Here is a 25,642-nt window from a genome sequence, read left to right as displayed (position 1 = left end):
TGACTTAAAATGAAATTTCTCACAGAATACCGCAATCCAGAACTCGTAAAGTTTTATTTAAACGAAATCGAAAAAATCGTCACAAAACCTTGGAATATCATGGAAATTTGTGGCGGACAAACCCATTCTTTAGTAAAAAATGGTTTGCTAGAACTGCTTCCAGACAAAGTGAGAATGATTCACGGTCCTGGTTGTCCAGTTTGTGTTACCCCGATTTCGTTGATTGATAAAGCAGTAGCTTTAATGGAAAAAGGCGCAGTTTTGTGTTCTTTTGGAGATATGGTAAGAGTTCCGGGAAGTAAAAAATCCTTACTTCAAGCCAAAGCTGATGGTGGCGATTTGCGAATTTTGTATTCTCCGTTAGAAGCGGTTCAAATTGCAGAGCAAAATCCAAATAAAGAAGTGGTGTTTTTCGCAGTAGGTTTTGAAACTACAGCTCCAAGTAATGCTTTAAGCGTGGTTCATGCCCAAAAATTAGGTCTTAAAAATTTCTCCCTTTTGGTTTCCCACGTTTTGGTTCCGCCTGCAATGGAAGCCATTTTAGATGACGAATTTTGTAATATTGATGCGTTTCTCGGAGCGGGTCATGTTTGTACCATTATGGGAACTTCAGAATATTTTCCTTTGGCAGAAAAATATAAAATCCCGATTGTGATTTCTGGATTTGAACCTGCAGATTTACTTCAAGCCATTTATCACGCTGTGTTGCAATTAGAAAAAGGCGAACATAAAGTAGAAAATTGCTACGAACGTTTGGTAAAAGATGAAGGAAATGTTCCTGCTCAAAAAGTGGTAAACGAAATTTTTGAAATTGGAACTCAAGAATGGCGCGGAATTGGCGAAATTCCAAATTCTGGTTTAGTCATGAAAGAAAAGTACAAAGATTTTGATGCTTCTAAGAAATTTGACATCGAAAATTTAGATAAAAAAGAAGAAAATCTTTGTGTTGCTGGTGAAATCCTGAAAGGAATAAAAAAACCAGTTGAATGTCCGCATTTTGGGAAACTTTGCAATCCTGGGAATCCTTTAGGAGCACCAATGGTTTCTTCAGAGGGAGCTTGTGCAGCGTATTATCATTACAGTTAATAGAAGTGAGATTCAAGAAGTGAGATTTCAGATTTTTCTTTAAAAAAATTACATCTCATTTAATGATTATCTCATATCTAAAGTCTCATATCTCAAATCTTAAAAAATGTTTAAAATATTTCTTACCATCTATTCAGGTTTAGAACACGCTTTTGAAGCCGACCATTTATTGGCGGTGAATACGCTCGTTTCTCACCGCGAAAATCTGAAACAATCCATGAAAGATGGAATTTATTGGGGAATTGGTCATACCGCAACTATTTTTTTTATTGGAATTTTAATGATTGGGTTTAAGTTCAATATTGGGGAAGAAGTTTTTAAAAATTTTGAAGCTGGAGTTGGCGTTATGCTTATTATTTTGGGGCTTTATAGAGTTTTCAAACTCTATTTTCCGAAAGAACATACCCATACTCATAACACTTCTAGAGCAGCTTTTGGTGTGGGATTAATTCACGGTTTGGCTGGGAGTGGAGCATTGGTTGTTTTGGTAATTTCTCAGATGAAAACACCTTTAGAAGGATTGATGTACATTCTTATTTTCGGGTTAGGCTCTATTTTTGGGATGTTTTTAGCGGCGTACTTGTTCAGTATTCCTTACACTAAAAGTCTCTTGAAATCTAAAAAATTACAAGCCAGTTTGGTGATTATTTCCTCTATACTTTGTATCGTTTACGGTGGAAAAGTGGTGGTTGAAAATTTAGGGTTGCTTTAGAATTTAGAGTAAAAAATGCTTCGGTAAGTTATGCAACAATTCCGTGTTAATAATTTCTGCGCAAATGGTTGGTTTTTCCCAATGACCATTGTGCCCGCAATCGAGAACATACGTTTTGATGTTGGTCTTTTCTGGAATAATTTTGAGAAGATTTTCGGTTTTTACAGCATTGTCATATTTCCCAGCAATGATGAGGATTTTTGCATCTAAATTTTCTAAAATTTCAGTTCGGTCTGGTCTTTCTGCCATTCCTAATTGAGCTGCTTTTACGCCTTCTTTATCAGTAGATTTTGCAATGTTTTTCGCCAATTCTATTTTGCCTTCTAAAATATCTTTTTCATTATTGCTAAAAAGATTGGGGATAGAAGTTTTGACGAAAGTTTCAAAATTTTCATCAATTACTGCGATACTTCTTTTACGGATTTGCTTTTTCTCTTCATCATCTGCCACTGTAGTCGAGAAAAATAAAGTCATGCTTTCTAAAATTTCAGGAAAATTTTCTGCAAAAGCCAAAGAAACATAACCTCCCAAAGAATGTCCTAGCAAATTGATTTTCTCTAATTTTAGAGCATCAATTACTTCTTTTACTTTTTCTGCCATCAATTCTACGGTGTGAATTTCTTGATAAACTTTAGATTTTCCATGTCCAGGTAAATCTATTTTAATCAACGTAAAATCTTTAGAAAGATGAGCTTCCATTTCGTTCCAAATGGTAGTATTTTCCATAAAACCATGAAGTAAAACCAATGGTTTTTTGCCGTTTCCTGAAATTTCGTGATGTAGCATAATTTTTAATTTTTTAGATGAGAGATGAGAGATGCGAGATACGAGATACGAGATTTGAGATACGAGATTAAAGATTTCAAATTTTTCAACCTTTACCTTTACCTTTACCTCAATTTATTTCCAAATATCAATGTAATCTACAAAACCTTGAGCGTTTATTTTCTGTTGAAGTCTAAAGAACTCTCCTTTTCCTTCATCTCTGAACGTATTGCTGTTGCTCTTAGATTCCGTTTTACCATTGATAGTTTGTGTGATTTTTCCGTAAAAATTAATGTGTTTTGGCGATACTCTATCAGCTTTTCCGTCAATGATGAGGATGTTTTTTCCAGATTTTGCATTTCCTTTTACTTCGTAACCATCACTCATAATTTTTTTGAAATTCACGGTTCCAGTTAATGAAACGCCATCGTCAGATACGAAAGTAAGTTTATGTTTTCCGCTTAAATCACTGTAATTATTTTTGTTGTTCAATGCTCTGATGCTGTCATTGTACTTCATTCTCACCGCATTGATGGAATCAATAATCTTAGTGCTGTCTACATCTTTAGAATTATTTTCTCCGGTTTTGTTGCACGAGAAAGCGATGAGCATCAAAGGAATAAAAAATATTTTTTTCATGGTTATCAAATTAATTTGTATTGTTTGAATACAAATTTAAACCAAACTTTTTATTCTACCGATACTTACTTCAAAAATTCTAAAACAGCGTAAAGTGAAATACTAGAAATGAAAATCCAAAGAATAATTCCTAAAAGAAGAGGCTTAATACCTATATTTTTGAGATTTTGTAAAGATAATCCTGCTCCAATTAAGAAAAGAGCAACCTTGAGTGTGTCTCTGGAAATTTCAGAAATGATAGAATTGAAATTTTGTAAAAAAGGAAGATAAGTTCCTGCTAAAATCGCTAAAACAAAGAAACCAATGAAATAAGGAATCTTAATTTTCCCTTCACTTTTGGTGAAAATAGAAATAAGAAAAGCCAACGGAATAATCCATAAAGCTCGTGCTAATTTTACGGTAGTGGCAATTTGTAAAGCTTCGTTACCGTATTTACTTGCAGCGCCAACTACAGAACTTGTATCGTGAATGGCGATAGCGCTCCAAATTCCAAATTGATTTTGACTTAAATTAAAAAAATGCCCAATTTCTGGGAAAATAAACAGTGCAACAGCATTCAAGACAAAAACAATTCCTAAAGCCACAGAAGTTTGTTTGCTATTGGCTTTTAAAATAGGTGCAACTGCTGCGATGGCGCTTCCTCCACAGATTGCGGTTCCTGCAGAAATGAGTTGAGCAATGGTTTTGTCAATTTTTAAAATTTTGGCTAATAATAAACCGAAAATCATGACCAAAGCAATCGTAGAAACAGTAAAAAGAAAACCTTGGCTTCCTGCTTCTATTGCGGTATTCAGGTTAATTCCGAAACCTAATCCTATAATAGAATACTGCAATAATTTTTTAACAAAAGTATCTGTCTCGAGAACTTTTCCGAATATATTCACAAAAAGAATTCCGAATAATAAAGCAATTGGCGGAGAAACAAGTGGTGAAAAAGATAATACAGCGAGTGCTAAAAAGAGGAGTTGAAGAAGTAATTTTTTTTGAAGCATGTTCTTTCTGAATTATCGATTGCGAAATTATTCAAAACCAAAATTTACTATTGTAACTTTTGTTACATAAGAACTCTCGCTAATGAAATAGTTTTGTAAAAAATAGAAAAAAATGAAAAAGTTAATATCAATATTGAGCTTAGGAGTTTTAGTAATCTTAGGAACACAGTGTTCTTCTCCTAAACCTGCAGAAAGTAATGCTCAAACTGAAGCCCAAAAAGAAGTTTCGATTAAAGAACAAGTTGCAAACGGAGCATTTTTGGTAGATGTAAGAACGCCACAAGAATTTGCAGAAGGAAGCGTAAAAGGAGCCGTGAATATTCCGCTTGATGAAGTAGAAAGTAGATTGAATGAATTCAAAGGAAAACCTTCTGTAATTGTTTTTTGTAGAACAGGAAACAGAAGCGGACAAGCGAAAGCGATTCTAGAATATAATGGAATAAAAAATGTAACCAACGGAATCAATACCAAAACGGTAAACGAAGAATTGGCAAAATAAAAATTCGTTTTAATATTCTCTTGACTAAAATAAAAAAGCTTTCAAAATTTTGAAAGCTTTCTTTTTTATCCATGAAATGATGATTTTATTTCTGTTTTTTATAAAACTCGATTCCACATTCTAAGAATTTTTTGAAATCTTCTTTCGGCATATAACCAGAAACAGGAGTGTTAATCACTTTTCCTTCTGGAGTTACCAAAACGTAATGTGGTTGAGAATTATTATTAAAATTCACTTGTTGGAACATGCTCCATTTATCACCAATGGTTTTAATACGTTTCATTTGTCCGTTTCCTAAATCTACTTTGGTCTGTTCAGCTTCTGGCAATTCTTCTTTGTCGTCTACATAAAGAGAAGCGAGAATGACTTCGTTTTGTAAAGTCGGTAAAATATCAGGTTCGCTCCACACAAATTCTTCCATTTTTCTACAGTTTTCGCAACCATAACCTGTGAAATCTATTAAAACGGGCTTGTTTTCTTTCTTCGCCAGTGCTATCGCTTTGAAATAATCATGTTCTGGATGCATTCCTAGAATTCCGTCTTTTTCATCATGAAGATAGCTTACATTAATTGGAGGCAAAATTCCTGAAAGCATCTGTAATTTTGGTCTTTCTGCAGGAACTAATCCTTGAACTAAATATACTAAAAATCCAATTCCTAAAACTCCAAAGATTTTTCGAGTGACAGAAATTTTTTGGTTTTTATCATCGTGTGGAAATCTGATTTTTCCAAATAAATAAAGCACTAAACCGATGGTGATGATAATCCAAATTGCGATAAAAAGTTCACGTTTTAATAAGAATGTTTTGGAAACCAAATCTGCTTTTGATAAAAATTTCAATGCTAAAGCCAATTCTACGAATCCTAGAACTACTTTTACAGTATTCATCCAGCCACCAGATTTTGGTAAACTTTGTAACGCTTGCGGAAATAATGCCAATAATCCGAAAACGATTGCCCAACTTAAACCAAATCCTGCTAAAGCGAAGGTTAATAGCATCGGAACGTTTGCAGAACCTGTAACAGCGCTTCCTAATAAACTTCCTAAAATTGGTCCAGTACAAGAAAATGAAACAATGACCAAGGTTAAAGCCATAAAGAAAATCCCGATGATTCCTCCTGCTTCTTCTGCTTTTGAAGATTTATTGGCGATAGAACTTGGCAATGTAATATCATAATATCCGAAGAAACTTCCTGCGAAGAATAAGAATATCAAGAAAAATGCAATATTTAAGCTAACTGATGTAGAAATTTGATTGAAAATGTTTCCCGCAATTCCATCAATAATGTGAAACGGAACGCTCAATAAAACGAAGATTAATAGAATGAAAAACCCGTAAATGAAAGCGTCTCTTTTTCCTTTTGCTTTGTCTTTTTGTCCTTTGGTAAAAAACGAAACGGTTAAAGGAATCATTGGGAAAACGCAAGGCGTTAACAAAGCGATTAATCCTCCTAAAAACCCTAAAAATAAATAAGTAAGGTAGTTTTCAGATTTTTTCTCTTTAGCTACGCCACAGTCTGTTAAAGGATTTTCGAAATCCAATGAAGAAACCTTTAAACCTTCTTGTTGAGGAGCGATTTCTGTATTTTCAGTTGTTACAGGAATAGTTGCAGCTACAGATTGTAAAGAATCTACATTTTGTACCGCTTCTTTGTTTTCCTCAGTTTTTACAACTGCTGAACCAGCTATTGTTTTTTCAAATTCTAAAGATTCAGGAGCTAGACAAACTCTGTCATCACAAGTTTGATATGTAAACTCAGCGATTACATTGGTTGGTTTTTCAGGATTTTTGAGTTTAAATTTTTGCTTAATCGTCACATTTCCAGACAAGAAAATTAAATCTGTACCGAAAGCTTCAGAAAATTCAGTTTTTCTACTGCCTGTTTCTACAGGTTTTCCAATCAGTTCAATGTCTTTAGAATTTAGTTTTAGTTCTGTGGGAATCGCTCCAGATTCTGGGTCGATGTCTTTAGAATAAATATGCCATCCTTTGTCAATATTAGCCGTAATTACTGCTTCGTATTCGTTATTTGGGAGTGATTTTACATCGTATTTTATCGTGACGTGTTTCTGAATTTGAGCAGAGAACAATGATGTAACAGCGATAAAAAGTAAAAGCAAAAACTTCTTCATTATTTAATTTTTAGAGGTACAAAAATATAAAATTGTAGGTCTTAAAAGATATAAACAGTCTGATTTAACTTATTTTAAGAATTAATTTTATCAATTTCTTGTGAAATTTCATTTTTTTCTTTTGGTGCAAACGATTTCTTTTCTTTTGATAGAAATTTCATAAGTGTTGCTTCGGAAAAATTTACCGTTTTCAGCATTCATGATTTTTTCGATTTCAATTCCAGTGAAACCGAGTTTTCTAATGATTTCAATGATGAGAACTTTCGGTTTTCGGAATAAAATTTCTTTGTTCAAGGTAAATCCTTCTTCATTTTCTTCTGTTAAAATTTCTTGAAAGGTCTTTTCGATTTCGTTTTGATAAAAATCGTTTACTGAACTTAAATAAGACAAACTTTCACCGAATTGTTCTAGAAACTGTGGAAAAATTTCTACAATTTTTGGAGTGAGTTGATTTCGGATTTTATTTCTAAGATAATCGTTTTTTTCATTGGATTTATCTTCTCTGAAATCGATGTGGTTTTCTTCTGCGAAAGCATAAATTTCTGCTTTGGTGAACTTCAGAAGTGGACGAAGAATGCTGTTTTCGTTTTTCGGAATTCCGCTTAATCCTTTAATTCCAGAACCACGAGAAAGATTGATGAAAAAGGTTTCCAACTCATCATTGAGATGGTGTGCCGTAACAATATAATCAAGATTTTCTTGCTCTAAAATTTTAAAAAAGAAATCATACCTCAATTCTCTAGCCCAATTTTGAAGGGATTTCATTTGAGTTTTTTCTTCTTCGGAAACATCTTTTAGATGAAATTTGATTTTATTTTTTCTACAAAAATCTTCAACAATTTTTTGATCAAGATTAGAATCTTCTCCTCTGAAATGATAGTTCACATGAGCTACTTGAAACTCTAGACCTTTGTCATTTTGAGCGGAGTCGAAAAATCTAAACAAGTGCGAAAGCACCATAGAATCTGCACCACCCGAAACAGCCAAAAGAAATTTTTTAGAAAAAATATCTTCTCCTAAAACTTCTAAATTTTCCTTAAAATTGTTAAAGTCTAACAAAACTGCCTTTTTTTAGGCAAATATAATTCTTCTTTTGGAATGATTTTTGTAATTTTGGTAACAATAATTTTAAAAAAATAAAAGCTTTATGAAAATTTTAAAAATTTTTGCTGTTGGAGCAATCGCACTTACGCTTACTTCTTGTGTAAGCAAAAAACAATACGAAGCGCTAAATCTTAATTACAAACAATGTATTGAGAATGCAGGAGAGAGACAAAGACAAATTCAAGATTTACAAGCAGCAAATGCAGGTTTGACCAGTGAAAACAATTTATTAAGAGACCAAAATGGTGCACTTAAATCTTCACTAGACGCTTGTTTGTCTAACGCAGGAAAAGGTTCTGCTAATATTGATAAATTAATCGGAGAGATTAATGCTTCTAACTCTTACATTAAGCGTTTGATTTCTACCAATTCCAAAAATGACAGTTTAAATTTAGCTTTATCTAATAAATTAAAAAGAAGTTTAGATAATGTAGCAGATGCAGATGTAGATGTAAAAGTTCTAAAAGGAGTAGTGATGATTTCACTTTCTGACAAAATGCTTTACAAAACAGGAGATTACAACATTTTACCAGCTGCTCAAGAAGTGCTAGGAAAAGTGGCTAAAGTGATTAATGATTATGATACTTACAGCGTTCTTATCGAAGGAAATACGGATAATGTTCCTTTAGCAAGTGCTAATTTACCAAAAGACAACTGGGATTTATCAGCGCTTAGAGCTACTTCTGTTGCGAAAATTTTACAAACACAATTTGGGGTAAATCCTAACAGAATTACAGCGGGAGGTAGAAGTGAGTACAATCCTAAAACGACTAATGCTTCCGTTTCTGGACGTGCAGAAAACCGTAGAACAGAAATCATCATCATGCCTAAGCTAGATGAATTCATGAAACTAATGGACATCGCTCCAGTAAAAAAATAAATTTGCTTTTTAGCAATGAACCAAACCTTCAAGGATTTAGAATCCTTGAAGGTTTTTTATTTTCAAAAAATCATTAGAAATTCTGTAATTTTGTAAAAAATCATCACATCAATCCATGAGTTATTTCGAAGAATTGCATCCAGAAATGGATAGATATTTAGAAGATACCGCTTCTGCAGAACCAGAAATTTTGAAAAGATTGCGCAAAGAAACTTTTCAGAAAACTACACAACCACACATGATTTCGGGATATCTTCAAGGTAGATTGCTTTCTTTGATTTCAAAAATGATTTCTCCGAAAAATATTTTAGAAATTGGCACTTTCACAGGTTATGCAGCGCTTTGTTTGGCTGAAGGTTTACAGAAAGACGGGAAATTAACCACTTTAGATGTTAATGAAGATTTGGCTTATTTACCTCAAAAATATTTTGCCCAAAGTGAATTTGCTTCTCAAATAGACTTTAAATTACAAGATGCTAAAGAATTTTTGAAAAATTCTAGCGAAACCTTTGATTTGATTTTCATTGATGCAGACAAAGAAAACTATCCTGAATATTTACAATTGGTAAAACCCAGAATGAAATCAGGAAGTGTTTTGATGATTGATAATGTACTTTGGTACGGAAAAGTGCTCGATGAAAAGGGAAATAAGCAAACCGAACAGATAAAACTCGTGAATAAATTGGTTGCTGAAAATGCGGATTTTGAAAATGTAATTTTACCTTTGCGAGACGGAATTCATTTAGTTCGTAAAAAATAAACTCTCGCAGATTGAGCAGATTTTGCTGATTTAAAAATTATAATAGAAATAAATCTGTTTTCACATTATGAGTTAAATTAAAAACTCTTGCAGATTCAGTGGATTTGGCAGGTTTTGAAAGTTGTAGTAGAAATAAATCTGCTTTATCAGCAAAATCAGCGAGAGAAAAAATTGAAATTCTCGCAGATTGAGCAGATTTTGCTGATTTAAAAATTATAATAGAAATAAATCTGTTTTCACATTATGAGTTAAATTAAAAACTCTTGCAGATTCAGCAGATTTTGAAAGTCGTAGTAGAAATAAATCTGCTTTATCAGTATAATCAGCGAGAGAAAAAATTGAAATTCTCGCAGATTGAACAGATTTTGCTGATTTAAAAATTATAATAGAAATAAATCTGTTTTCACATTATGAGTTAAATTAAAAACTCTTGCAGATTCAGTAGATTTGGCAGGTTTTGATAGTTGTAGTAGAAATAAATCTGCTTTATCAGCAAAATCAGCGAGAAATAAGTTTAAAAAGCGAATTAATATAATAAAAACTATGACCGAAAATGAAATTTCTTATTTAATAAGAAAAGCAATATTTAATGTTTATAACGGATTAGGTCCGGGTTTACTAGAATCTGCTTATCAAAAAGTTCTAGTATATGAGCTTGAAGATTTAGGTTTAGAAGTGAAATGTGAAGTTCCTATTCCAATTGTATATAATGATATAGTTTTTGATTGTAACTTTAGAATTGATATTTTAGTAGAAGATTTGGTTATCATTGAATTAAAATCTGTAAAAGAATTAGAAGATGTACACTATAAGCAAGTTTCAACTTATTTAAAACTTTCGAATAAGAAACTGGGAATTTTAGTGAATTTTAATACTGATAAGATTTTAAATTCTATTAAAAGAATTGTCAATAAATTTGAAGATTAGAATCTGCCCAATCAGCAAAATCAGCGAGAGATAAGAGTTATGGAAAAATACTACTGCAGCGTATCTGTTTCACCGATGAGAGCCGAAGTTTCAGAAAAATCTGAAATGATTTCTCAGATTTTATATGGTGAAACCTGTGAAATTTTAGAAACGGAAGGGAATTTCAGTAAAATCAAAATGGATTTTGATGGCTATGAAGGTTGGATAAATACTTCAGTTTTGAAAAAACAAAATGCTGAAATTTCTAAAAATGTGATTAAGCAGTCTTTTGGTGAATTTAATTTGCCAGAAGGTAAAAGTTTGCTTTCCATAGGAAGTGAAGTCGGTTTTGCAACAGAAAATACTATTGATACAAATAACCTGCGAGAAAGTTTAGTAGCAACTGCCAAAAAATTCTTGAATGTCCCTTTTTTATGGGGAGGAAGAAGCTTTTTTGGAATAGATGATAGCGGATTTGTGCAGTTATTATACAAAGTTCACGGAATTGCTTTACCGAGAGACCCAGAACAACAGGCTTTACAAGGAACAGCTCGTGATTTTGTAGAAGAAAGCGAAGCAGGAGATTTAGCGTTTTTTGAAGATGCAGAAGGAAAAATTGTTCATGTAGGTTTGGTATTGTCACCTTTTGAAATCATTCATGCAAGCGGAAAAGTGAGAATAGATTCTTTAGATTTTTCTGGAATTTATAATGCAGAACAAAATAAGCACACGCACAAATTGAGGTTTGTGAAAACAATGATTTAATTAAAAATTGGAAGTTGTGAAATAATGACTAAGTTTTAAAAAAAAATTTTTATTAAATGATAAACTACAAAAACATTAATAAACTACTGTTAATTATTCAAGTTCTATTGTTTTTATTTTTATGGATTTTCACAATAATTCATTTTTCTGAACTTCCCGAAATAATTCCTCAACATTATGGATTTGATGGAAAACCAAATGTTTATGGAAATAAAAGCATGATTTGGACTTTGCCTATTATAGGGAGTTTACTTTTTCTTTTGCTCAATCATGTCTCAAAAAATACAGATTCAGAATTACTAAATATATCTCCAAAAATAAAAGCAAAGCCCGAATTAGCAAGAACTTTTGTAAATGCACTATTAGTTTTTATTCTATTCTTGTTTTCCAGAATTTTATTTGAAGAAATAAAAATTATTAAAGGATTTCAAGAAAGTTTATCTTTTTTTGTCCCTACAATAATTATTGTTATGTTGGTTTCTATTGTTGGTTTTAATACCTATTATCATTACAAAAAATAAAATTACATTCTCACATTGAAATTTATCTACAACATATCCATTTTTCATCTTGAATTAGCGTTCAAGGTTTTGTCGTGGTTTAATGATAAAATTAAACGCGGTTTAGAAGGTAGAAGAAAGTCTTTGGAAATTGTAAAATCTAAAATAAAAAATGAGGACAAAGTCCTTTGGATGCACGCTGCAAGTTTGGGAGAATACGAACAAGGTTTGCCTGTTTTAGAAAAACTGAAAGAAAAATATCCGACTCATAAAGTTTTAATTACTTTTTTCTCGCCTTCTGGCTATGAAAACGTGGAGAAAAAGAATAAAGAAGATATTTTGTGTTATCTCCCTTTTGATAAAAAATCTACGATTTCAGAATTTGTAAAAGCGGTAAATCCTGAAATTTTCTTTACCGTAAAATATGATTTTTGGTATCATCTTTTAGAAGAATTAAAGAAGCAAAACACCAAAGTTTTTGTGATTTCAGCATTGTTTTATGAAAATCAAGTTTACTTTAAACCACAAGGAAAATGGTTTGTGAATGAACTGAAAAAAAATGTGGATTGGATTTTTCATCAAACCGAAAAGTCTCTTTCTTTGGCTCAAAAAGTAGGTTTAACCAAAGGTTCGGTTTCTGGAGATACCAGATTTGATAGAGTGAAACAAATTAAAAACCGAGATAATTTTGTAGAATTTATTTCTGAATTTAAAGCAGATAAGAAACTGTTGGTTTTCGGAAGTTCTTGGGAAGCCGAAGAAAAAATGGCTCAAATTCTTTCTCAAAAATTAGAAAATTTTAAAATTCTCATTGCTCCACACGATTTGAAAAGAGTTCAAAATCTCAAACAAATTTTTCCAAGCGCAATTTTGTATTCAGAATTAAAGTCTAATTACCAATTACCAAATACCAACATACTCATAATCGACTGTATCGGTTTGCTTTCCAAACTCTATTCTTATTCAGATATTGCAATTGTGGGTGGTGGTTTTCACGATAAAGGTTTGCACAATATTTTAGAAGCGGCAACTTTCGGTGTTCCTGTAATTTTTGGAAATCAATACAAGAAAAATCCAGAAGCAGATGCTTTAATTGCACAAAATGGAGGTAAATCTTTCGATAATGAAGAATTGGCAGTTGATTTTGTCCTTGAATTGTCAAAAAATTCAAATCTGTTACAAGAAATGAGTGAAAACGCAGGAAATTTCGTTCATTCTCAACCGAATTCTTCTGAGATTATTCTAGAGAAAATTTTAGCATAATTTATTCTGAGCATAATACCTGATAACAATCATCTCGAAGCGATTTATAATCTTCATAATTTTGCAAAAAATTATCATGAAGAAAGTAATTGTAGGCGTTTTAATGTTGGTAGGCGCAATGTGGAGTTTTACGGGTTGTACTTCTAACCAAATTTCTCAAAAAGAAACCCATATCCAAGAAAATCTTAATCCAAATAAAATTTTAGAAGTTTTAAAAACTGGAAATGAACATTTTGTACATCACAAAAATGCTTTTCCGCATTTAGATGAAGCCAGAATGAAGGAAGAAGTTTCTGGGCAACATCCTATCGCGACTGTTGTGAGTTGTTCTGATTCTAGAGTGCCTGTAGAATTGGTTTTTGATCGAGGAATTGGCGACTTGTTTGTGATAAGAACTGCAGGGAATTCATTAGATGATGATATGACGATGGGAAGTCTGGAGTATGCGGTGAATCATTTACACACTAAATTAATTATTGTAGTAGGTCACGAAAAATGTGGCGGAATAACTGCTGCGATTTCTCAACACAGTGAAGGAAAAGAACCCAAAGAAATTTCTAATCTTATTGAAACGCTCAGAAGAGGAGTGGAGCCTTTCGTAGGAAAGTCTGAAAAATTAGATGACGCAATTCATTATAACGTAGACCAACAAATTCGGAAAATTCTTCAAAATCAAGAATTGAAAGATTTAATTGATAAAGGAGAACTGAAAGTAATTGGTGGTTATTACCATCTTAGTGACGGCAAAGTAGATTTTCTTAATTAAAAAATTTAGAATATTTCTTAAATCCATTGAAAGCCCAATTGGCGGTATAATACAAAGACTTGAGCGTGGAAAAATTCATGTGTTCTTTGTAAACCAAATATTGGTCTTTCATGATATTGGTTTTATTTCGGGAAACACTTCCTTCTCGCATTCTGTATTTAGCCAAAGTTTTTTTAAGAGGCTTTCCGTAAGGGATTTTTTAAGATGGAGCTGTGAAAAAAGTAGAAGTAGTTTCTTTCACCGCTCAAAAACTCATTGTAAAAGGGGGAAAAAGAAATTGGCGGAGAAAATGTATATTGTAAAAGTGATCAATATTAAGATTAATTAATTTGTAAACGAGATATTTTATAATCCTTATTCATAACGATAGGGATTTTTCTTTTAAAAATCATAAATTTGTAAATTCTTAGAAATCAAGTTTAACAATACTTTAAAATATTACAGCGTGTTTTACGATCACAAGCAGATAGAGCAAAAATGGCAGAAGTTTTGGGAAGAAAACCAAACTTATAAAACTGAAAATAATTCTACAAAACCTAAATTCTACGTTCTAGATATGTTTCCGTATCCTTCTGGAGCAGGTTTACACGTAGGTCATCCTCTGGGTTATATTGCCTCGGATATTTATGCAAGGTTCAAGAGACATCAAGGTTTTAACGTTTTGCATCCTATTGGTTATGATTCTTTCGGTTTGCCAGCAGAACAATATGCGATTCAAACTGGGCAACATCCTGCGATTACTACAGAGCAAAATATTACCAGATACGAAGAGCAATTGCGTAAAATTGGCTTCTCTTTCGATTGGAGCAGAGAAGTAAGAACTTCTGATGCTTCATATTATAAATGGACGCAATGGATTTTTATAGAATTGTTTCATTCTTGGTACAATAAAACTTCTGATAAAGCAGAATCTATCGAAACTTTGGTAGAACATTTTTCAAAATTCGGGACTGAAAATTTAAATGCAGTTCAGAATGATGAATTAAACTTCACCGCAGAAGAATGGAATGCTGCTGATGAAAACGAAAAACAAGATATTTTACTCAATTACAGATTAGCTTACAGAGCCGAAACTACTGTAAACTGGTGTCCAGCTTTGGGAACGGTTCTAGCTAATGATGAGGTAAAAGACGGAAAATCTGAACGTGGTGGTTATCCTGTTTTTCAGAAAAAAATGATGCAGTGGAGTATGAGAATTACTGCTTATTCTGAAAGATTGTTGCAAGGTTTACAAAAACTAGATTGGCCACAACCTTTGAAGGATTCTCAAGAATATTGGATTGGAAAATCTCAAGGAGCTGCAGTAAAATTCAATGTTTCTGGAATAGATGAGCAAATTGAAGTTTTCACTACTCGTCCTGATACTATTTTTGGAGCAACTTTTATGGTTTTAGCACCAGAAAATCCTTTGGTTTCAACATTAACAACGGCAGAGCAAAAATCTGAAGTTGAAAACTATATCGAAGAAACTTCTAAAAAAACGGAACGTGATAGAATGGCAGACGTGAAAAACGTTTCTGGAGCTTTCACAGGAAGTTTTGCCATCAATCCTTTTACAGGGAAAAATATCCCAATTTATATTTCAGATTACGTTTTGATGGGTTATGGAACGGGTGCTGTAATGGCGGTTCCTGCGCATGATGAGCGCGACCATCGTTTTGCTAAAAAATTTGGGTTAGAAATCATTAATGTCATCGAAAATGATAAAGATATTCAAGAAGAATCTTATGATTCTAAAGATTCAGTTTGTGTAAATTCTGAATTTTTGAACGGACTGAATTATAACGACGCAAAAGCAAAAATTATTTCAGAAATCGAAAAAATGGGAATCGGTCACGGAACTACCAATTACAGACAGCGTGATGCGATTTTCTCTCGTCAAAGATATTGGGGAGAACCCGTTCCTGTGTATTATAAAGAAGGAATGCCATATACTTTGCCAGTTTCTGCATTGCCTTTAGAATTGCCAGAAGTAGAGAAATATTTGCCAACTGAAGATGGTGATCCGCCATTAGGAAACGCTAAAAATTTCGCTTGGGACGAAGCGAATCAAAAAGTAGTTTCTGTAGATTTAATTGATGAAAAAACCGTTTTCCCGATGGAACTTTCTACAATGCCAGGTTGGGCAGGAAGTTCTTGGTATTTCTTGAGATATATGGATCCGAAAAATGATGGAGAATTTTGTGCAAAAGATTTATCAGATTATTGGGGACAAGTAGATTTATACATTGGCGGAAGCGAACACGCAACTGGTCACTTATTGTATTCTAGATTTTGGAATATGTTTTTGAAAGACAGAGGTTACATTAACCAAGATGAACCTTTCCAAAAATTGATTAATCAAGGAATGATTTTGGGGATGAGTGCGTTTGTTTATAGAGCGGTTGGAACAAACCAATTTGTTTCTAAAAGTCTTATTAATGATTATATAACACAAAAAATTCACGTTGATATCTCTTTATTAAAGGGAACTTCGGACGAATTAGACATTGAAGCTTTTAAAAATTGGAGAGCGGAATTTAAAGATGCAGAATTTATTTTAGAAGACGGAAAATACATCACCGAACGTGAAGTAGAAAAAATGTCAAAATCGAAATACAACGTTGTAAATCCAGATGATATTGCAGAGGAATATGGTGCAGATTGTTTGCGTTTGTATGAAATGTTCCTTGGACCTTTAGAACAATCAAAACCTTGGAATACACAAGGTTTAAGCGGTGTATACGGATTTTTGAAGAAATTCTATAACCTTTATTTTGATGGAGATAACTTCTCAGTTTCAGATGAGGAACCAACCAAAGCAGAATTAAAAGTACTGCATACTTTGATTAAGAAATTTACGTTTGATATTCAGAATTTCTCATTCAATACATCGGTTTCTCAGTTTATGATTGCTGTAAACGAGTTGCAAAAAATGAAATGCAATAAAAGAGCAATTTTAGAACCTTTAGCGGTTATTGTTTCGCCTTATGCGCCACATATTTGCGAAGAATTATGGGAAAAATTAGGTAAAAATACATCAATAGAATTCGAAAAATTGCCAGAATTAAATGAAGCTTATTTGGTAGAAGATGAGATTAATTATCCGGTAAGTTTCAATGGTAAAATGAAGTTTACCTTGGCTTTAGCAGCGGATTTAGATGCTAAACAAATTGAAGAAATAGCGATGAGTAATGAAAAGGTTCAGGAAATTTTAGCGGGTGCAACTCCTAAAAAAATAATTATTGTGCCAAAGAAGATTATCAATATCGTTTTTTAAGGAATTGTTAAATATTTTTTAAAAATTTATAAAAATTTCTTTGAATATTTGAAAAAAAATAAGGCTAAAAATTTTGTAGTTTTTATGATTTTAACATCATGTGAAAATATCTCACAAAAAATATAAAATATATTGTTAAATCTGTAATCTACAATGGTTTTCGAGAAACAAGAAATTTGTCATAGTTTGATTTTTTAACTTGCATTTTCCAATAAAATAGCTTTATTTTACAGCCTCAAAAAATTAACAATTATAATTTAGTTTAATATGGAAATGAATGTTTCAACACAAGAGGAGCAAGTAGTTGCTAAAAAAGTAGGAGGTCTTAATCCTGCAGTTGTTTTACCTATTCTATATGTTATAGCGTTAGGTATTTATATTTTTATTTTAGGAAATCCTGGTAACTTTAAGAACGAAGGGGTTACTGGTCTTTCAGTTGCTTTATCTGATGTAGAGAATAAGGACTTACATCCAGATTCTTTCATGGGAATTATTTACATGGGGGGACCAATCGTTCACATTTTGATTTTATTCATGATTACTGTTATTGTTTTCGCTATTGAGCGTTTCTTCGTTCTTAGAAAAGCAGCAGGTACAGGTAACTTAGAAAACTTTGTAATTAAAGTTAGAAATTTACTTGACAAAAATAAAATTGATGAAGCTGTAGAAGAGTGTGATGCTCAAAAAGGTTCTGTAGGTAACGTAGTGAAAGAAGGTCTTACAACTTACAAAGCTTTAGCAAATGATACAACTCTTAACAAAGAGCAAAAAATGGTAGCGCTTACTAAATCAATTGAAGAAGCTACAACTTTAGAAATGCCAATGTTAGAAAAGAACATGATGATTCTTTCTACTCTAGGTACAGTAGCTACGTTAGTTGCACTATTAGGAACGGTAATCGGTATGATTAAGTCTTTCCAAGCTTTAGGTGCTGCTGGAGGTACTCCTGATGCTGCTGCATTATCAATCGGTATTTCTGAAGCACTTATCAACACTGCATTAGGTATTGGTACTTCAGCTATCGCTATTATTCTTTATAACTTCTTTACTTCTAAAATTGATGGACTTACATACAAAATCGACGAGATTGGTATGTCTATCCAACAATCTTTTGCAGAATTTAACTAATTAGTTAATTTTTGGCAAAAAAATTGCACTCTTTAATATATAAAGAATGCATAACTAGAAGTTTAATTTAATAAAAAATAATAAAATGGCGAGAGTCAAACCAAAAAGACACGGTGTTGTAACAGACATGACAGCAATGTGTGATGTTACTTTCTTGCTTCTTACATTCTTTATTATGACTACTCAGTTTAAAAAGCCTGATGTAGAGCAAATTAAACCGCCAACTTCTATTTCTGAAAAATTACTTCCAGATGGGAACTTAATGACAGTTAATGTTACTCCAGACGGTAAGTTTTATTTCGCAGCTGTTGAAAACTTTAATGAAAGATCAGAGTTGCTAGACAAAATGGGAGCTAAATATGGTGTAAAATTTTCAGACGCAGACAAAGTAGCTTTTTTCAAAACTCCTGCAATTGGAGTTCCTATGAATCAGCTAAAGAGTTTTCTTAATATGCCTGAAGATCAAAGAAAGTTTGTAAAAACTGCGGGAGTTCCATTAGACAGTACAAATAAGCAATTAATAGATTGGATTAGTAGCAGTCTTGAAATTAATCCACAATATAAATTGGCTATTAAAGGAGATGCAAACACTAATTACCCTAAAGTAAAAAATTTATTTGAAGGGCTTAGAGATATAGAGTATTATAAGTTTTGGTTAATTACTAGCCAGGAAACTAATAAATAGTAAAGAAATGGCAGAAGTACAAGTACAAGAAAAAGGCGAAAAGGGAGGTAAAGTCCGTTCCAAAAAGCAGAGTACTAAAGTTGATATGACACCAATGGTGGACCTTAACTTTTTGATGCTAATGTTTTTTATGTTTACTACTACATTTAGTAAACCTAACGTAATGGACCTAGGGTTACCAGCTAAACCAAAAGTTGATCAACCAAAACCTAAAGATACTCAGATTGATTTAACGAATTCAATTTCGTTGATTATTGGTAAAAATAATAGAATTTTCTATCACCAGTTAGATCAAGCAGGTCTTAATGAACAGACTTTACAAGAGACTACCTATGATAGAGAAGGGATTACAAAAGTAATCGAGCAAGCAAAACGTAATGCTAAAGATGTTACTAAATTTACAGTAATTATCAAGCCTACAGATGATGCAGTATATAAAAATTTCGTAGATATTTTAGATGAAATGGCGATTACTAAGTCAGAGCAATATGGTGTTACAGACATTAAGCCATGGGAAAAAGTAATCTACGAGAAAAAAGTTGGAGGTTCTACACCGGCACCAGCTCAATAATTAATTCAAAACTTATTTGAATATTATGGAAAATGAAAATTTAAATTACAATCCGTCTTTAGATGAAATTGTATTTGAGCATAGAAATAAAGAATACGGTGCATATGATTTAAGATCAAGTTATAGAAGAATCTTAACAAGATCTATGATCATTGGAACTCTTATTTTCTGTATAGCAGCAATTACTCCTTTTGTAGTAATGAAAATTAAGCAATTAGCTGCTAAAGAAAAGACAGAAGTAGATGCTAACCTTATTGAAATTCTTCCTGAAGAACAAGTGAAAGAAGAGATTGTGGAAAAAGAAGAAACTCCACCACCTCCACCACCTAAAGTAGAAGAAAAAATTGAAATTATACAAAACGTAGTACCTGAACCAGTGAAGGCACCTAAAGTGGAAACTCCACCTCCGCCAATTTCTGAGCAGTTAAAAACTACCACAGGTCTTATTAACCAAGAAGGTGTTAAACAGACGGCACACATACCGCCGCCAGTACAGGCTCCACCAAAAGCTGCTGCAGTAGAGTCTAAAGCTCCAAGTACTACAGAGGTTTATGAATCTGTAGACCAAGAAGCAGAATTCCCAGGAAGTTTAAACTCTTTTAGAAATAAAATTGCTGAAAACTTTGATAACTCTGCAATGGAAGGAGGAGAAGGAACGCTTAAAACTACAGTTACATTTATTGTAGAAAGAGATGGTTCAATTTCTGATGTCAAAGCATCTGGTTCTAACTCAGATTTTAATAGTGAAGCTGTAAGAACAGTGAAAAGTATTAAAACTAAATGGGTTCCTGCGAAAATTAATGGTCAACCAGTAAGACAAAGATTTAGGTTACCATTAACTATGAATTTTGAATAAACTTACCAATTTTCATATAAAAAGAGAAGCGTAAGCTTCTCTTTTTTATGTCATTTATTAATAAAGTTAATTACTTGTATATGTTTAATTACTTATCTATTTTAATCGGTTTATTTTATATTGCATTAGGAGTTTTTGTAATTGTATATCGTTTTTTTCTAGTACAATTAGATGAGATACCATCTTATTTATTAGGTGGATTACTCATTTTATATGGAATTTTTAGAATAGGAAGAGCAATTTATTACATAAGAAGAAAGGATGAAGAAGACGTTTAAGATTTTTATTGTTTTTACTTTAGTTTTTTCAGTTATTTCTTGTTCTCAAAATGAATCAAGCAGACCAAACAAAGGTGAAATAGTCATCGCTGCAGATGAATCTTTTAGAAACGTAACAGAAGCTTTGGCAGAAAGATATGTTGCGCATTATCCTGAAACTAAACTTCATCTCAAATTTCAGAAAGAAGACTATGCCTTAATGGATTTATTGAAGCGAAACGTAAGAGTTATTGTGATGTCTAGAGAACTTACAGCAAAAGAAAAAAAACTCTATGAAGAAATGGTAGATCTTCCTTTAGAGCCTGCAAAATTCGCTGGAGATGCAGTGGTATTTGTAGTTGCTAAAGATTCTCCTAAAAACTCAATTAGTGTTCAAGAAATAAAAAATGAACTACAATCTGATGAAAAAAATATAATTTTTGACGGTGTAAATGCTAGTAATTTTAATTTTGTAGCTCAGAAATTAAATTTACCCACTCAAAAAATAAAATATTCACTAATTAAAGGTAATAAAGGAATTGTAGAGCAAATTAATAAATTCCCTAATAGTATAGGGGTTATTAGTCTTAATACCATCTCGAATCCTTACTCTCGAGAAGCTGAAAATTTAAGGAAACAAATAAAAATTCTCTCTGTTACAGAAAATAATATAGCTTACGAGCCGAACAGAGAAAATGTAAGAAATATGAAATATCCTTTCACCAGGATTCTTTATTTTTTAACTAATGAAGGACATTTTGGGTTAGGAAATGGTTTTATCAGATTCTCTTGCACTCAAAAAGGTCAAATAGTGGTAAGCAAAGAAGGACTTCAACCATATAATATTTATAAGAGAGAAGTAATGATGAGATAAAAAATTTTTAATTTTAAGAGATTTAATTTAATTTTGGAACGGTAATTGTGTATTAGTAATTAACATAATACATTAACAATAAAAAAATAGAAAAATGAAATATAGATTCAGACTTCCTAAAAAAATAGTTTTTGGTGCAGCGGCAACTTTTCTATTAAGTTTTGCAAGCGCACAAACAGTGTCAGAAGGGATTATTAATTTAGATAGCCATAAGTATGCTAAGGCTAAAGAAGTTTTTAATCAAATGATTGCCAAATCACCTACTGCAGAAAACTATTATTATTTAGGATACTCATATTTAAGTCAGTTTGAACCAAATTTTGAACTAGCTAAAGAAAATTTCGAGAAAGGTTTAGCAATTGATTCTAAAAGCTATCTTAATAAAATTGGTCTTGCTACCATTAAATTAGGGAAAGGTCAAAAAGCTTCAGCAATCGCTGAACTTACTCAGGTTGCAAAAGAGTCTAAAGAAAAAGACGCAGAAGTTCTTTATAGAATTGGAGAAGCTCTTACCATGTTCGAAAATAACAATGATCCAGCTTTAGCCATTACTTATATCAATAAAGCAATTGAAAAAGCACAGAAATACGGTGTTCCTGCTTACTATTATTATACTTTAGGAGATGCATACAGATTAACTAGAGATCCAGGAAATGCCATGACTGCTTACGATAGAGCTTCTGAAGTTGCTAAAAATAAAGCTTCTGTTTTCTACAGAATGGCAACATTGTGGATGGCTGCTAAGCAGTATAAAAAAGCAGAAGAAAACATTGTAAAAGCAATCAATACAGATGCTACTTATGCTCCAGCGTACAAAGCACAAGCTCAGTATAATAAAATTTTCCAAAAACATGAGGAAACTACTCAGAGTTTGATTAATTATACGAAGTATGCAGATGAAGATCCAAGTACAGCATTAGAGATTGCTAAGTTATACTTTATTAATAGTGACTTTGCTGAATCTAAAGCGACTTTAGATAAGGTTTTTGACAAAGTAAATGATCCAATTAAGTTTAAGTTAAGAGCTTATTTACAATATAATGAAAATGATTTTGTAAACGCTAAAACTAATCTAGAAACTTATTATGCAAAAGTAGAGCAATCTAGAATCATCCCGAGTGATGCAGGTTTAGAAGCGGTAATTTATGCAGGATTAGCATCTAAAGAAGCAGACGCTGCTGCAAAAGCTGTCTTAATGCAAAAAGCTAATGAGAAATTAGCGGTTGTAAAAGCTGCTAAAGATGATACCTTAGATTGGGATTCAGAATTTGCAAAAGCATCAAGTGGTGCTGCGGAACTTCAAGCAAAAGCAGACGCAGGTCCTTCTAATGACAACATCGTGGCTCTTAAAAAACAAGTAGCTGCAAACAAAGAAGATACTACTGCATTGTTTAATTTAGCAATGGCTTATCAAGAAGTAAGTAACTGGGATGGTGCTGCTCTAGCTTGGCAAAAGATGAATGATCTTCTTCCAACTTGGGAACCGGCTTATTATAGCAAAGGTTATGCATTACAACAAGCTGGTTATAAAGAATTAGCTGCTGTAGCTTTCCAGAAATATATAGATGTAGCATTAACTAAAACTCCAGCAGAACAACAAGCTTTACAAGAAACATTGTTTGGAGCTTACTATTCTGTAGCTTACTTGTTACACACTACGGATAAAGTAAAAGCAAATGAAGCTTTACAAAAAGCACTTGCGATGAAACCAGACGATAAAAACTCACTTCTTTTACAAAAAGAATTAATGAAATAAAAAATGAGCTTCTCAATTGAGAAGCTTTTTTTAATTCTAAATTTGAAAATTTAAATTTAATTTCTGTATTTTTGGCCCATGAAAGTAGATATTTTAGCAATAGGAGCACATCCAGATGACGTAGAGTTAGGCTGTGGAGGAACTATAGCAAAATTAATTTCCGAAGGAAAAAAAGTAGCCATCATAGACCTTACCGAAGGTGAATTAGGAACAAGAGGAACTAATGAAACCAGAGCGCAAGAAGCGGCAACTGCATCTGAAATTTTAGGAATTTCTGCTAGAGAAAATCTTAAAATGAAAGATGGTTTTATTATCAATTCTCAAGAATATCAGTTTAGAATCATTGAAATGATTAGGAAATATCAACCAGAAATCGTGCTTTGTAATGCGATAGATGATAGGCATCCTGATCATGCGAAAGCCGCAAAATTAGTTTCAGATGCGTGTTTTTTATCTGGATTGGTTAAGATAAAAACCGATTATGAAGGTGAATCTCAAAAATTTTGGAGGCCAAAACAAGTTTTTCATTACATTCAGTGGAAAAATATTGAACCGGATTTTGTAATGGATATTTCTGGATTTTTAGACAAAAAAATAGAAGCTTGTTTAGCATATAAAACTCAGTTTTATGACCCAACTTCCACAGAACCAATGACTCCCATCGCTACCAAAGATTTTTTAGAAAGTCTAACTTATAGAGCGCAAGATTTAGGAAGATTGAGTGGAGTAGAATATGCAGAAGGTTTCACAACTGAAAAGTTATTGGCATTTAAAAATTTTGAAGGAATTATTTGTTAATTGTTTTAAAAATTTTATATATTTGCACACGCAAAAACGGTGATTGTAGCTCAGTTGGTTAGAGCGTCGGATTGTGGTTCCGAAGGTCGTGGGTTCGAGACCCATCATTCACCCAAAAAAAAGCATCCAAATTTTGGATGCTTTTTTATTTTATATTTTCATGAGATTTTAAGCTTTGGTGATGCTGTCCAGAACCAGAGTTACAGGACCGTCATTCAGTAAAGATACTTTCATATCAGCCCCGAAAATTCCACTTTCTATTTTTAGGCCAGATTTAGAAATCTCAGATTTAAAATATTCAAATAAAGGAATGGCTTTTTCTGGTTTTGCCGCTTTTATATAAGACGGTCTGTTGCCTTTTTTGTAATCAGAGATTAAAGTAAATTGACTGATGCATAAAATTTCTCCCACTACATCTTTTACAGAAAGATTCATTTTTCCTTCAGAATCAGAAAAAATTCTTAAGTCTACCACTTTTTTAATTAACCAATTGGCATCTTCTTGAGTATCGTTTTCATCTACACCGATGAGAAGGAGTAAGCCTTGCGAAATTTCTCCTACAATTTTTCCTTCTACTGCTACAGATGCTTCTTTTACACGCTGAACTACTATTTTCATGCCTCTAAATTAATTATAAATATTTAAAATGTTGGTAGAAGAATTATAATTATAAAAATATTGTTTCAGAGGATAAGGACTTACAGAAGCAGGCGCTCCAGAATTGAGAAACCATTTTGCATTGTCTTTTTTGCAAATAACCAAACTGCCATTTTCTACTTCTAATGTAGTGTCTGCGGAAGGACAAATATGTGGAGCGTTTCTATCATAAATTTTGAAACCATCATTGGTTCTATAAACGATTAAGCCTCTGGTTCCAGATTGCTGTTCTGAGACATAAATCCAGCCTCCAATATTGTTAAGAGGATAGTAGGAAGGTAGGCTTAAATTGAGCTGAACAGAAATAAATTGATTGGGAAAACAACTGGTAGTTTCTTCTCTGTTAGAACAAGAGTTGAGCGTTTTTAATGCGCTGAAAGCCAGTAAAATTGGGATAATTATTTTTAAAAGGCTTGGTTTCATATTAAAATTAATCATATCTTTGTAACTCGAATTTTTAATGAATATTGTCCGGCAAAGGTCGGATTATTTTTTTATATTAACATTAACGCAAAATAACCAGATATGAGTAAAGTAATGAATTATGTGACCAAAGAAGGTTTGGAAAAAATGAAGACTGAGTTAGAACTACTCGAAAGCATAGAAAGACCTAAAATTACTCAACAAATCGCAGAAGCAAGAGACAAAGGAGATTTATCTGAAAATGCAGAATATGACGCAGCGAAAGAAGCGCAAGGTTTGCTAGAAATGAAAATCTCTAAAATTAAAGATACTATCGCAAACTCTAAAGTGATTGACGAAAGTCAATTAGACACTTCTAAAGTTTCTATTCTTTGTACCGTTCGTCTTAAAAATAATGCGACCAAGCAAGAACAAAAATTTACATTGGTTCCAGATAATGAATCTGATATTAAAGCAGGGAAAATTTCTGTAAATACTCCTATTGCAAAAGGATTGTTAGGTAAAGCTGTAGGCGAAACTGCAGAAATTGTATTGCCAAATGGAAATAAACTTTCTTTTGAAGTTTTAGAAATTTCATTGTAATTTTAATATTTAAAATTTACAAATT

At 32.4% G+C, this 25,642-nt stretch carries 26 protein-coding genes, 1 tRNA gene and 1 pseudogene; 20 read left to right on the top strand and 8 right to left on the bottom strand.

Annotated elements, in window-relative coordinates; all coding sequences use genetic code 11:
• Positions 1 to 9: 9 nt before the first annotated feature.
• Together hypD and KKQ79_RS09480 are read left to right on the top strand one after the other, a co-directional pair.
• On the top strand, positions 10 to 1,086 hold the full coding sequence (hypD, locus tag KKQ79_RS09485) for a hydrogenase formation protein HypD (RefSeq protein WP_213189908.1): 1,077 nt from the start codon (positions 10 to 12) through the stop codon (positions 1,084 to 1,086).
• 106 nt (positions 1,087 to 1,192) lie between these two features.
• A complete protein-coding gene (locus tag KKQ79_RS09480; protein WP_213189906.1) occupies positions 1,193 to 1,798 on the top strand; it encodes a HoxN/HupN/NixA family nickel/cobalt transporter in 606 nt (201 codons plus the stop codon).
• Positions 1,799 to 1,801: 3 nt separating this feature from the next.
• Here the strand turns inward: KKQ79_RS09480 and KKQ79_RS09475 are convergent, their stop codons facing one another.
• The 3 genes from KKQ79_RS09475 to KKQ79_RS09465 all read right to left on the bottom strand — a co-directional run bounded on the left by KKQ79_RS09475 (position 1,802) and on the right by KKQ79_RS09465 (position 4,194).
• Positions 1,802 to 2,584, bottom strand: a complete 783-nt coding sequence (locus KKQ79_RS09475) for an alpha/beta fold hydrolase (protein WP_213189905.1) — start codon at positions 2,582 to 2,584, stop codon at positions 1,802 to 1,804.
• Between the two features lie 114 nt (positions 2,585 to 2,698).
• The gene (locus KKQ79_RS09470; RefSeq protein WP_213189904.1) at positions 2,699 to 3,202 is read right to left on the bottom strand and encodes a hypothetical protein; all 504 of its coding nucleotides are present in this window, start codon (positions 3,200 to 3,202) and stop codon (positions 2,699 to 2,701) included.
• Between the two features lie 65 nt (positions 3,203 to 3,267).
• Positions 3,268 to 4,194 carry a YeiH family protein gene (locus tag KKQ79_RS09465; protein WP_213189902.1) on the bottom strand — a complete coding sequence of 309 codons (927 nt, stop codon included), beginning with the start codon at positions 4,192 to 4,194 and terminating at the stop codon, positions 3,268 to 3,270.
• Positions 4,195 to 4,306: 112 nt separating this feature from the next.
• Between KKQ79_RS09465 and KKQ79_RS09460 the strand changes: the two genes are divergently transcribed.
• Positions 4,307 to 4,693 carry a rhodanese-like domain-containing protein gene (locus KKQ79_RS09460; RefSeq protein WP_213189900.1) on the top strand — a complete coding sequence of 129 codons (387 nt, stop codon included), beginning with the start codon at positions 4,307 to 4,309 and terminating at the stop codon, positions 4,691 to 4,693.
• Positions 4,694 to 4,778: 85 nt separating this feature from the next.
• Here KKQ79_RS09460 and KKQ79_RS09455 read toward each other — a convergent pair whose 3' ends face one another.
• Positions 4,779 to 6,827, bottom strand: a complete 2,049-nt coding sequence (locus KKQ79_RS09455) for a protein-disulfide reductase DsbD family protein (RefSeq protein ID WP_213189899.1) — start codon at positions 6,825 to 6,827, stop codon at positions 4,779 to 4,781.
• Positions 6,828 to 6,935: 108 nt separating this feature from the next.
• Positions 6,936 to 7,886 carry a tRNA lysidine(34) synthetase TilS gene (gene tilS, locus KKQ79_RS09450; RefSeq protein WP_213189898.1) on the bottom strand — a complete coding sequence of 317 codons (951 nt, stop codon included), beginning with the start codon at positions 7,884 to 7,886 and terminating at the stop codon, positions 6,936 to 6,938.
• A gap of 88 nt (positions 7,887 to 7,974) precedes the next feature.
• On the opposite strand from tilS, the gene KKQ79_RS09445 reads away from it, so the two are divergent.
• From KKQ79_RS09445 to KKQ79_RS09415, 7 genes are all read left to right on the top strand, one after another.
• The gene (locus KKQ79_RS09445) at positions 7,975 to 8,811 is read left to right on the top strand and encodes an OmpA/MotB family protein (protein WP_069797888.1); all 837 of its coding nucleotides are present in this window, start codon (positions 7,975 to 7,977) and stop codon (positions 8,809 to 8,811) included.
• A 115-nt stretch (positions 8,812 to 8,926) separates the two neighbouring features.
• Entirely contained in the window at positions 8,927 to 9,571 is a 645-nt protein-coding gene (locus tag KKQ79_RS09440; protein ID WP_213189895.1) for an O-methyltransferase, read from the top strand.
• Between the two features lie 543 nt (positions 9,572 to 10,114).
• Entirely contained in the window at positions 10,115 to 10,498 is a 384-nt protein-coding gene (locus KKQ79_RS09435; protein ID WP_213189893.1) for a GxxExxY protein, read from the top strand.
• A 39-nt stretch (positions 10,499 to 10,537) separates the two neighbouring features.
• Positions 10,538 to 11,242, top strand: a complete 705-nt coding sequence (locus KKQ79_RS09430) for a C40 family peptidase (RefSeq protein ID WP_213189892.1) — start codon at positions 10,538 to 10,540, stop codon at positions 11,240 to 11,242.
• Between the two features lie 56 nt (positions 11,243 to 11,298).
• Complete coding sequence (locus KKQ79_RS09425; protein ID WP_069797894.1) at positions 11,299 to 11,763, top strand: DUF1648 domain-containing protein; 465 nt, start codon at positions 11,299 to 11,301, stop codon at positions 11,761 to 11,763.
• 15 nt (positions 11,764 to 11,778) lie between these two features.
• A complete protein-coding gene (locus KKQ79_RS09420) occupies positions 11,779 to 13,005 on the top strand; it encodes a 3-deoxy-D-manno-octulosonic acid transferase (RefSeq protein WP_213189891.1) in 1,227 nt (408 codons plus the stop codon).
• Positions 13,006 to 13,081: 76 nt separating this feature from the next.
• Complete coding sequence (locus KKQ79_RS09415) at positions 13,082 to 13,771, top strand: carbonic anhydrase (RefSeq protein ID WP_213189889.1); 690 nt, start codon at positions 13,082 to 13,084, stop codon at positions 13,769 to 13,771.
• Here KKQ79_RS09415 and KKQ79_RS09410 read toward each other — a convergent pair.
• Positions 13,764 to 13,970, bottom strand: a pseudogene (locus KKQ79_RS09410) (glycosyltransferase family 2 protein); the annotation flags it as partial. The gene KKQ79_RS09415 and the pseudogene KKQ79_RS09410 sit on opposite strands and share 8 nt — an antisense overlap.
• 246 nt (positions 13,971 to 14,216) lie before the next feature.
• On the opposite strand from KKQ79_RS09410, the gene leuS reads away from it, so the two are divergent.
• The 9 genes from leuS (at position 14,217) to KKQ79_RS09365 (ending at position 24,069) form a co-directional block, all read left to right on the top strand.
• The gene (gene leuS, locus KKQ79_RS09405) at positions 14,217 to 17,030 is read left to right on the top strand and encodes a leucine--tRNA ligase (protein ID WP_213189888.1); all 2,814 of its coding nucleotides are present in this window, start codon (positions 14,217 to 14,219) and stop codon (positions 17,028 to 17,030) included.
• 267 nt (positions 17,031 to 17,297) lie between these two features.
• Positions 17,298 to 18,158, top strand: coding sequence for a MotA/TolQ/ExbB proton channel family protein (locus KKQ79_RS09400; protein WP_213189886.1), 861 nt, complete (start codon positions 17,298 to 17,300; stop codon positions 18,156 to 18,158).
• Positions 18,159 to 18,243: 85 nt separating this feature from the next.
• The gene (locus tag KKQ79_RS09395) at positions 18,244 to 18,843 is read left to right on the top strand and encodes an ExbD/TolR family protein (RefSeq protein ID WP_213189885.1); all 600 of its coding nucleotides are present in this window, start codon (positions 18,244 to 18,246) and stop codon (positions 18,841 to 18,843) included.
• Between the two features lie 7 nt (positions 18,844 to 18,850).
• Positions 18,851 to 19,414, top strand: coding sequence for an ExbD/TolR family protein (locus tag KKQ79_RS09390; RefSeq protein WP_213189884.1), 564 nt, complete (start codon positions 18,851 to 18,853; stop codon positions 19,412 to 19,414).
• A 25-nt stretch (positions 19,415 to 19,439) separates the two neighbouring features.
• Positions 19,440 to 20,270: an energy transducer TonB gene (locus KKQ79_RS09385; RefSeq protein ID WP_213189883.1), complete on the top strand. Its 831-nt coding sequence runs from the start codon at positions 19,440 to 19,442 to the stop codon at positions 20,268 to 20,270.
• A gap of 261 nt (positions 20,271 to 20,531) precedes the next feature.
• Positions 20,532 to 21,401: a PstS family phosphate ABC transporter substrate-binding protein gene (locus KKQ79_RS09380; RefSeq protein WP_213189882.1), complete on the top strand. Its 870-nt coding sequence runs from the start codon at positions 20,532 to 20,534 to the stop codon at positions 21,399 to 21,401.
• Positions 21,402 to 21,495: 94 nt separating this feature from the next.
• A complete protein-coding gene (locus KKQ79_RS09375; protein WP_213189881.1) occupies positions 21,496 to 23,157 on the top strand; it encodes a tetratricopeptide repeat protein in 1,662 nt (553 codons plus the stop codon).
• Positions 23,158 to 23,235: 78 nt separating this feature from the next.
• Complete coding sequence (bshB1, locus tag KKQ79_RS09370; RefSeq protein ID WP_069797920.1) at positions 23,236 to 23,955, top strand: bacillithiol biosynthesis deacetylase BshB1; 720 nt, start codon at positions 23,236 to 23,238, stop codon at positions 23,953 to 23,955.
• 38 nt (positions 23,956 to 23,993) lie between these two features.
• Positions 23,994 to 24,069 (top strand) — tRNA-His (locus KKQ79_RS09365).
• Positions 24,070 to 24,123: 54 nt separating this feature from the next.
• Here the strand turns inward: KKQ79_RS09365 and dtd are convergent.
• On the bottom strand, positions 24,124 to 24,573 hold the full coding sequence (dtd, locus tag KKQ79_RS09360) for a D-aminoacyl-tRNA deacylase (RefSeq protein WP_213189880.1): 450 nt from the start codon (positions 24,571 to 24,573) through the stop codon (positions 24,124 to 24,126).
• Positions 24,574 to 24,582: 9 nt separating this feature from the next.
• Positions 24,583 to 25,050, bottom strand: coding sequence for a hypothetical protein (locus tag KKQ79_RS09355; protein ID WP_250131225.1), 468 nt, complete (start codon positions 25,048 to 25,050; stop codon positions 24,583 to 24,585).
• A 99-nt stretch (positions 25,051 to 25,149) separates the two neighbouring features.
• On the opposite strand from KKQ79_RS09355, the gene greA reads away from it, so the two are divergent.
• Entirely contained in the window at positions 25,150 to 25,617 is a 468-nt protein-coding gene (gene greA, locus KKQ79_RS09350) for a transcription elongation factor GreA (protein WP_213190719.1), read from the top strand.
• Positions 25,618 to 25,642 lie beyond the last annotated feature (25 nt).

It is taken from the genome of Cloacibacterium caeni, from assembly GCF_907163125.1.
In the GTDB taxonomy this organism is placed as follows: domain Bacteria; phylum Bacteroidota; class Bacteroidia; order Flavobacteriales; family Weeksellaceae; genus Cloacibacterium; species Cloacibacterium caeni_B.
The sequence above is the reverse complement of the archived record's forward strand: the minus strand, read 5'-3'. Positions and strand labels throughout refer to the sequence as shown.

Coding starts and splice junctions, on each gene's coding strand:
- KKQ79_RS09425 (WP_069797894.1), top strand. CDS start 11,299: ATGATAAACTACAAAAACATTAATAAACTACTGTTAATTATTCAAGTT.
- KKQ79_RS09435 (WP_213189893.1), top strand. CDS start 10,115: ATGACCGAAAATGAAATTTCTTATTTAATAAGAAAAGCAATATTTAAT.
- hypD (WP_213189908.1), top strand. CDS start 10: ATGAAATTTCTCACAGAATACCGCAATCCAGAACTCGTAAAGTTTTAT.
- bshB1 (WP_069797920.1), top strand. CDS start 23,236: ATGAAAGTAGATATTTTAGCAATAGGAGCACATCCAGATGACGTAGAG.
- KKQ79_RS09430 (WP_213189892.1), top strand. CDS start 10,538: ATGGAAAAATACTACTGCAGCGTATCTGTTTCACCGATGAGAGCCGAA.
- KKQ79_RS09400 (WP_213189886.1), top strand. CDS start 17,298: ATGGAAATGAATGTTTCAACACAAGAGGAGCAAGTAGTTGCTAAAAAA.
- KKQ79_RS09395 (WP_213189885.1), top strand. CDS start 18,244: ATGGCGAGAGTCAAACCAAAAAGACACGGTGTTGTAACAGACATGACA.
- KKQ79_RS09380 (WP_213189882.1), top strand. CDS start 20,532: ATGAAGAAGACGTTTAAGATTTTTATTGTTTTTACTTTAGTTTTTTCA.
- KKQ79_RS09480 (WP_213189906.1), top strand. CDS start 1,193: ATGTTTAAAATATTTCTTACCATCTATTCAGGTTTAGAACACGCTTTT.
- KKQ79_RS09460 (WP_213189900.1), top strand. CDS start 4,307: ATGAAAAAGTTAATATCAATATTGAGCTTAGGAGTTTTAGTAATCTTA.
- dtd (WP_213189880.1), bottom strand. CDS start 24,573: ATGAAAATAGTAGTTCAGCGTGTAAAAGAAGCATCTGTAGCAGTAGAA.
- KKQ79_RS09475 (WP_213189905.1), bottom strand. CDS start 2,584: ATGCTACATCACGAAATTTCAGGAAACGGCAAAAAACCATTGGTTTTA.
- KKQ79_RS09470 (WP_213189904.1), bottom strand. CDS start 3,202: ATGAAAAAAATATTTTTTATTCCTTTGATGCTCATCGCTTTCTCGTGC.
- KKQ79_RS09465 (WP_213189902.1), bottom strand. CDS start 4,194: ATGCTTCAAAAAAAATTACTTCTTCAACTCCTCTTTTTAGCACTCGCT.
- KKQ79_RS09445 (WP_069797888.1), top strand. CDS start 7,975: ATGAAAATTTTAAAAATTTTTGCTGTTGGAGCAATCGCACTTACGCTT.
- KKQ79_RS09390 (WP_213189884.1), top strand. CDS start 18,851: ATGGCAGAAGTACAAGTACAAGAAAAAGGCGAAAAGGGAGGTAAAGTC.
- KKQ79_RS09455 (WP_213189899.1), bottom strand. CDS start 6,827: ATGAAGAAGTTTTTGCTTTTACTTTTTATCGCTGTTACATCATTGTTC.
- KKQ79_RS09385 (WP_213189883.1), top strand. CDS start 19,440: ATGGAAAATGAAAATTTAAATTACAATCCGTCTTTAGATGAAATTGTA.
- KKQ79_RS09440 (WP_213189895.1), top strand. CDS start 8,927: ATGAGTTATTTCGAAGAATTGCATCCAGAAATGGATAGATATTTAGAA.
- greA (WP_213190719.1), top strand. CDS start 25,150: ATGAATTATGTGACCAAAGAAGGTTTGGAAAAAATGAAGACTGAGTTA.
- KKQ79_RS09415 (WP_213189889.1), top strand. CDS start 13,082: ATGAAGAAAGTAATTGTAGGCGTTTTAATGTTGGTAGGCGCAATGTGG.
- KKQ79_RS09355 (WP_250131225.1), bottom strand. CDS start 25,050: ATGATTAATTTTAATATGAAACCAAGCCTTTTAAAAATAATTATCCCA.
- KKQ79_RS09375 (WP_213189881.1), top strand. CDS start 21,496: ATGAAATATAGATTCAGACTTCCTAAAAAAATAGTTTTTGGTGCAGCG.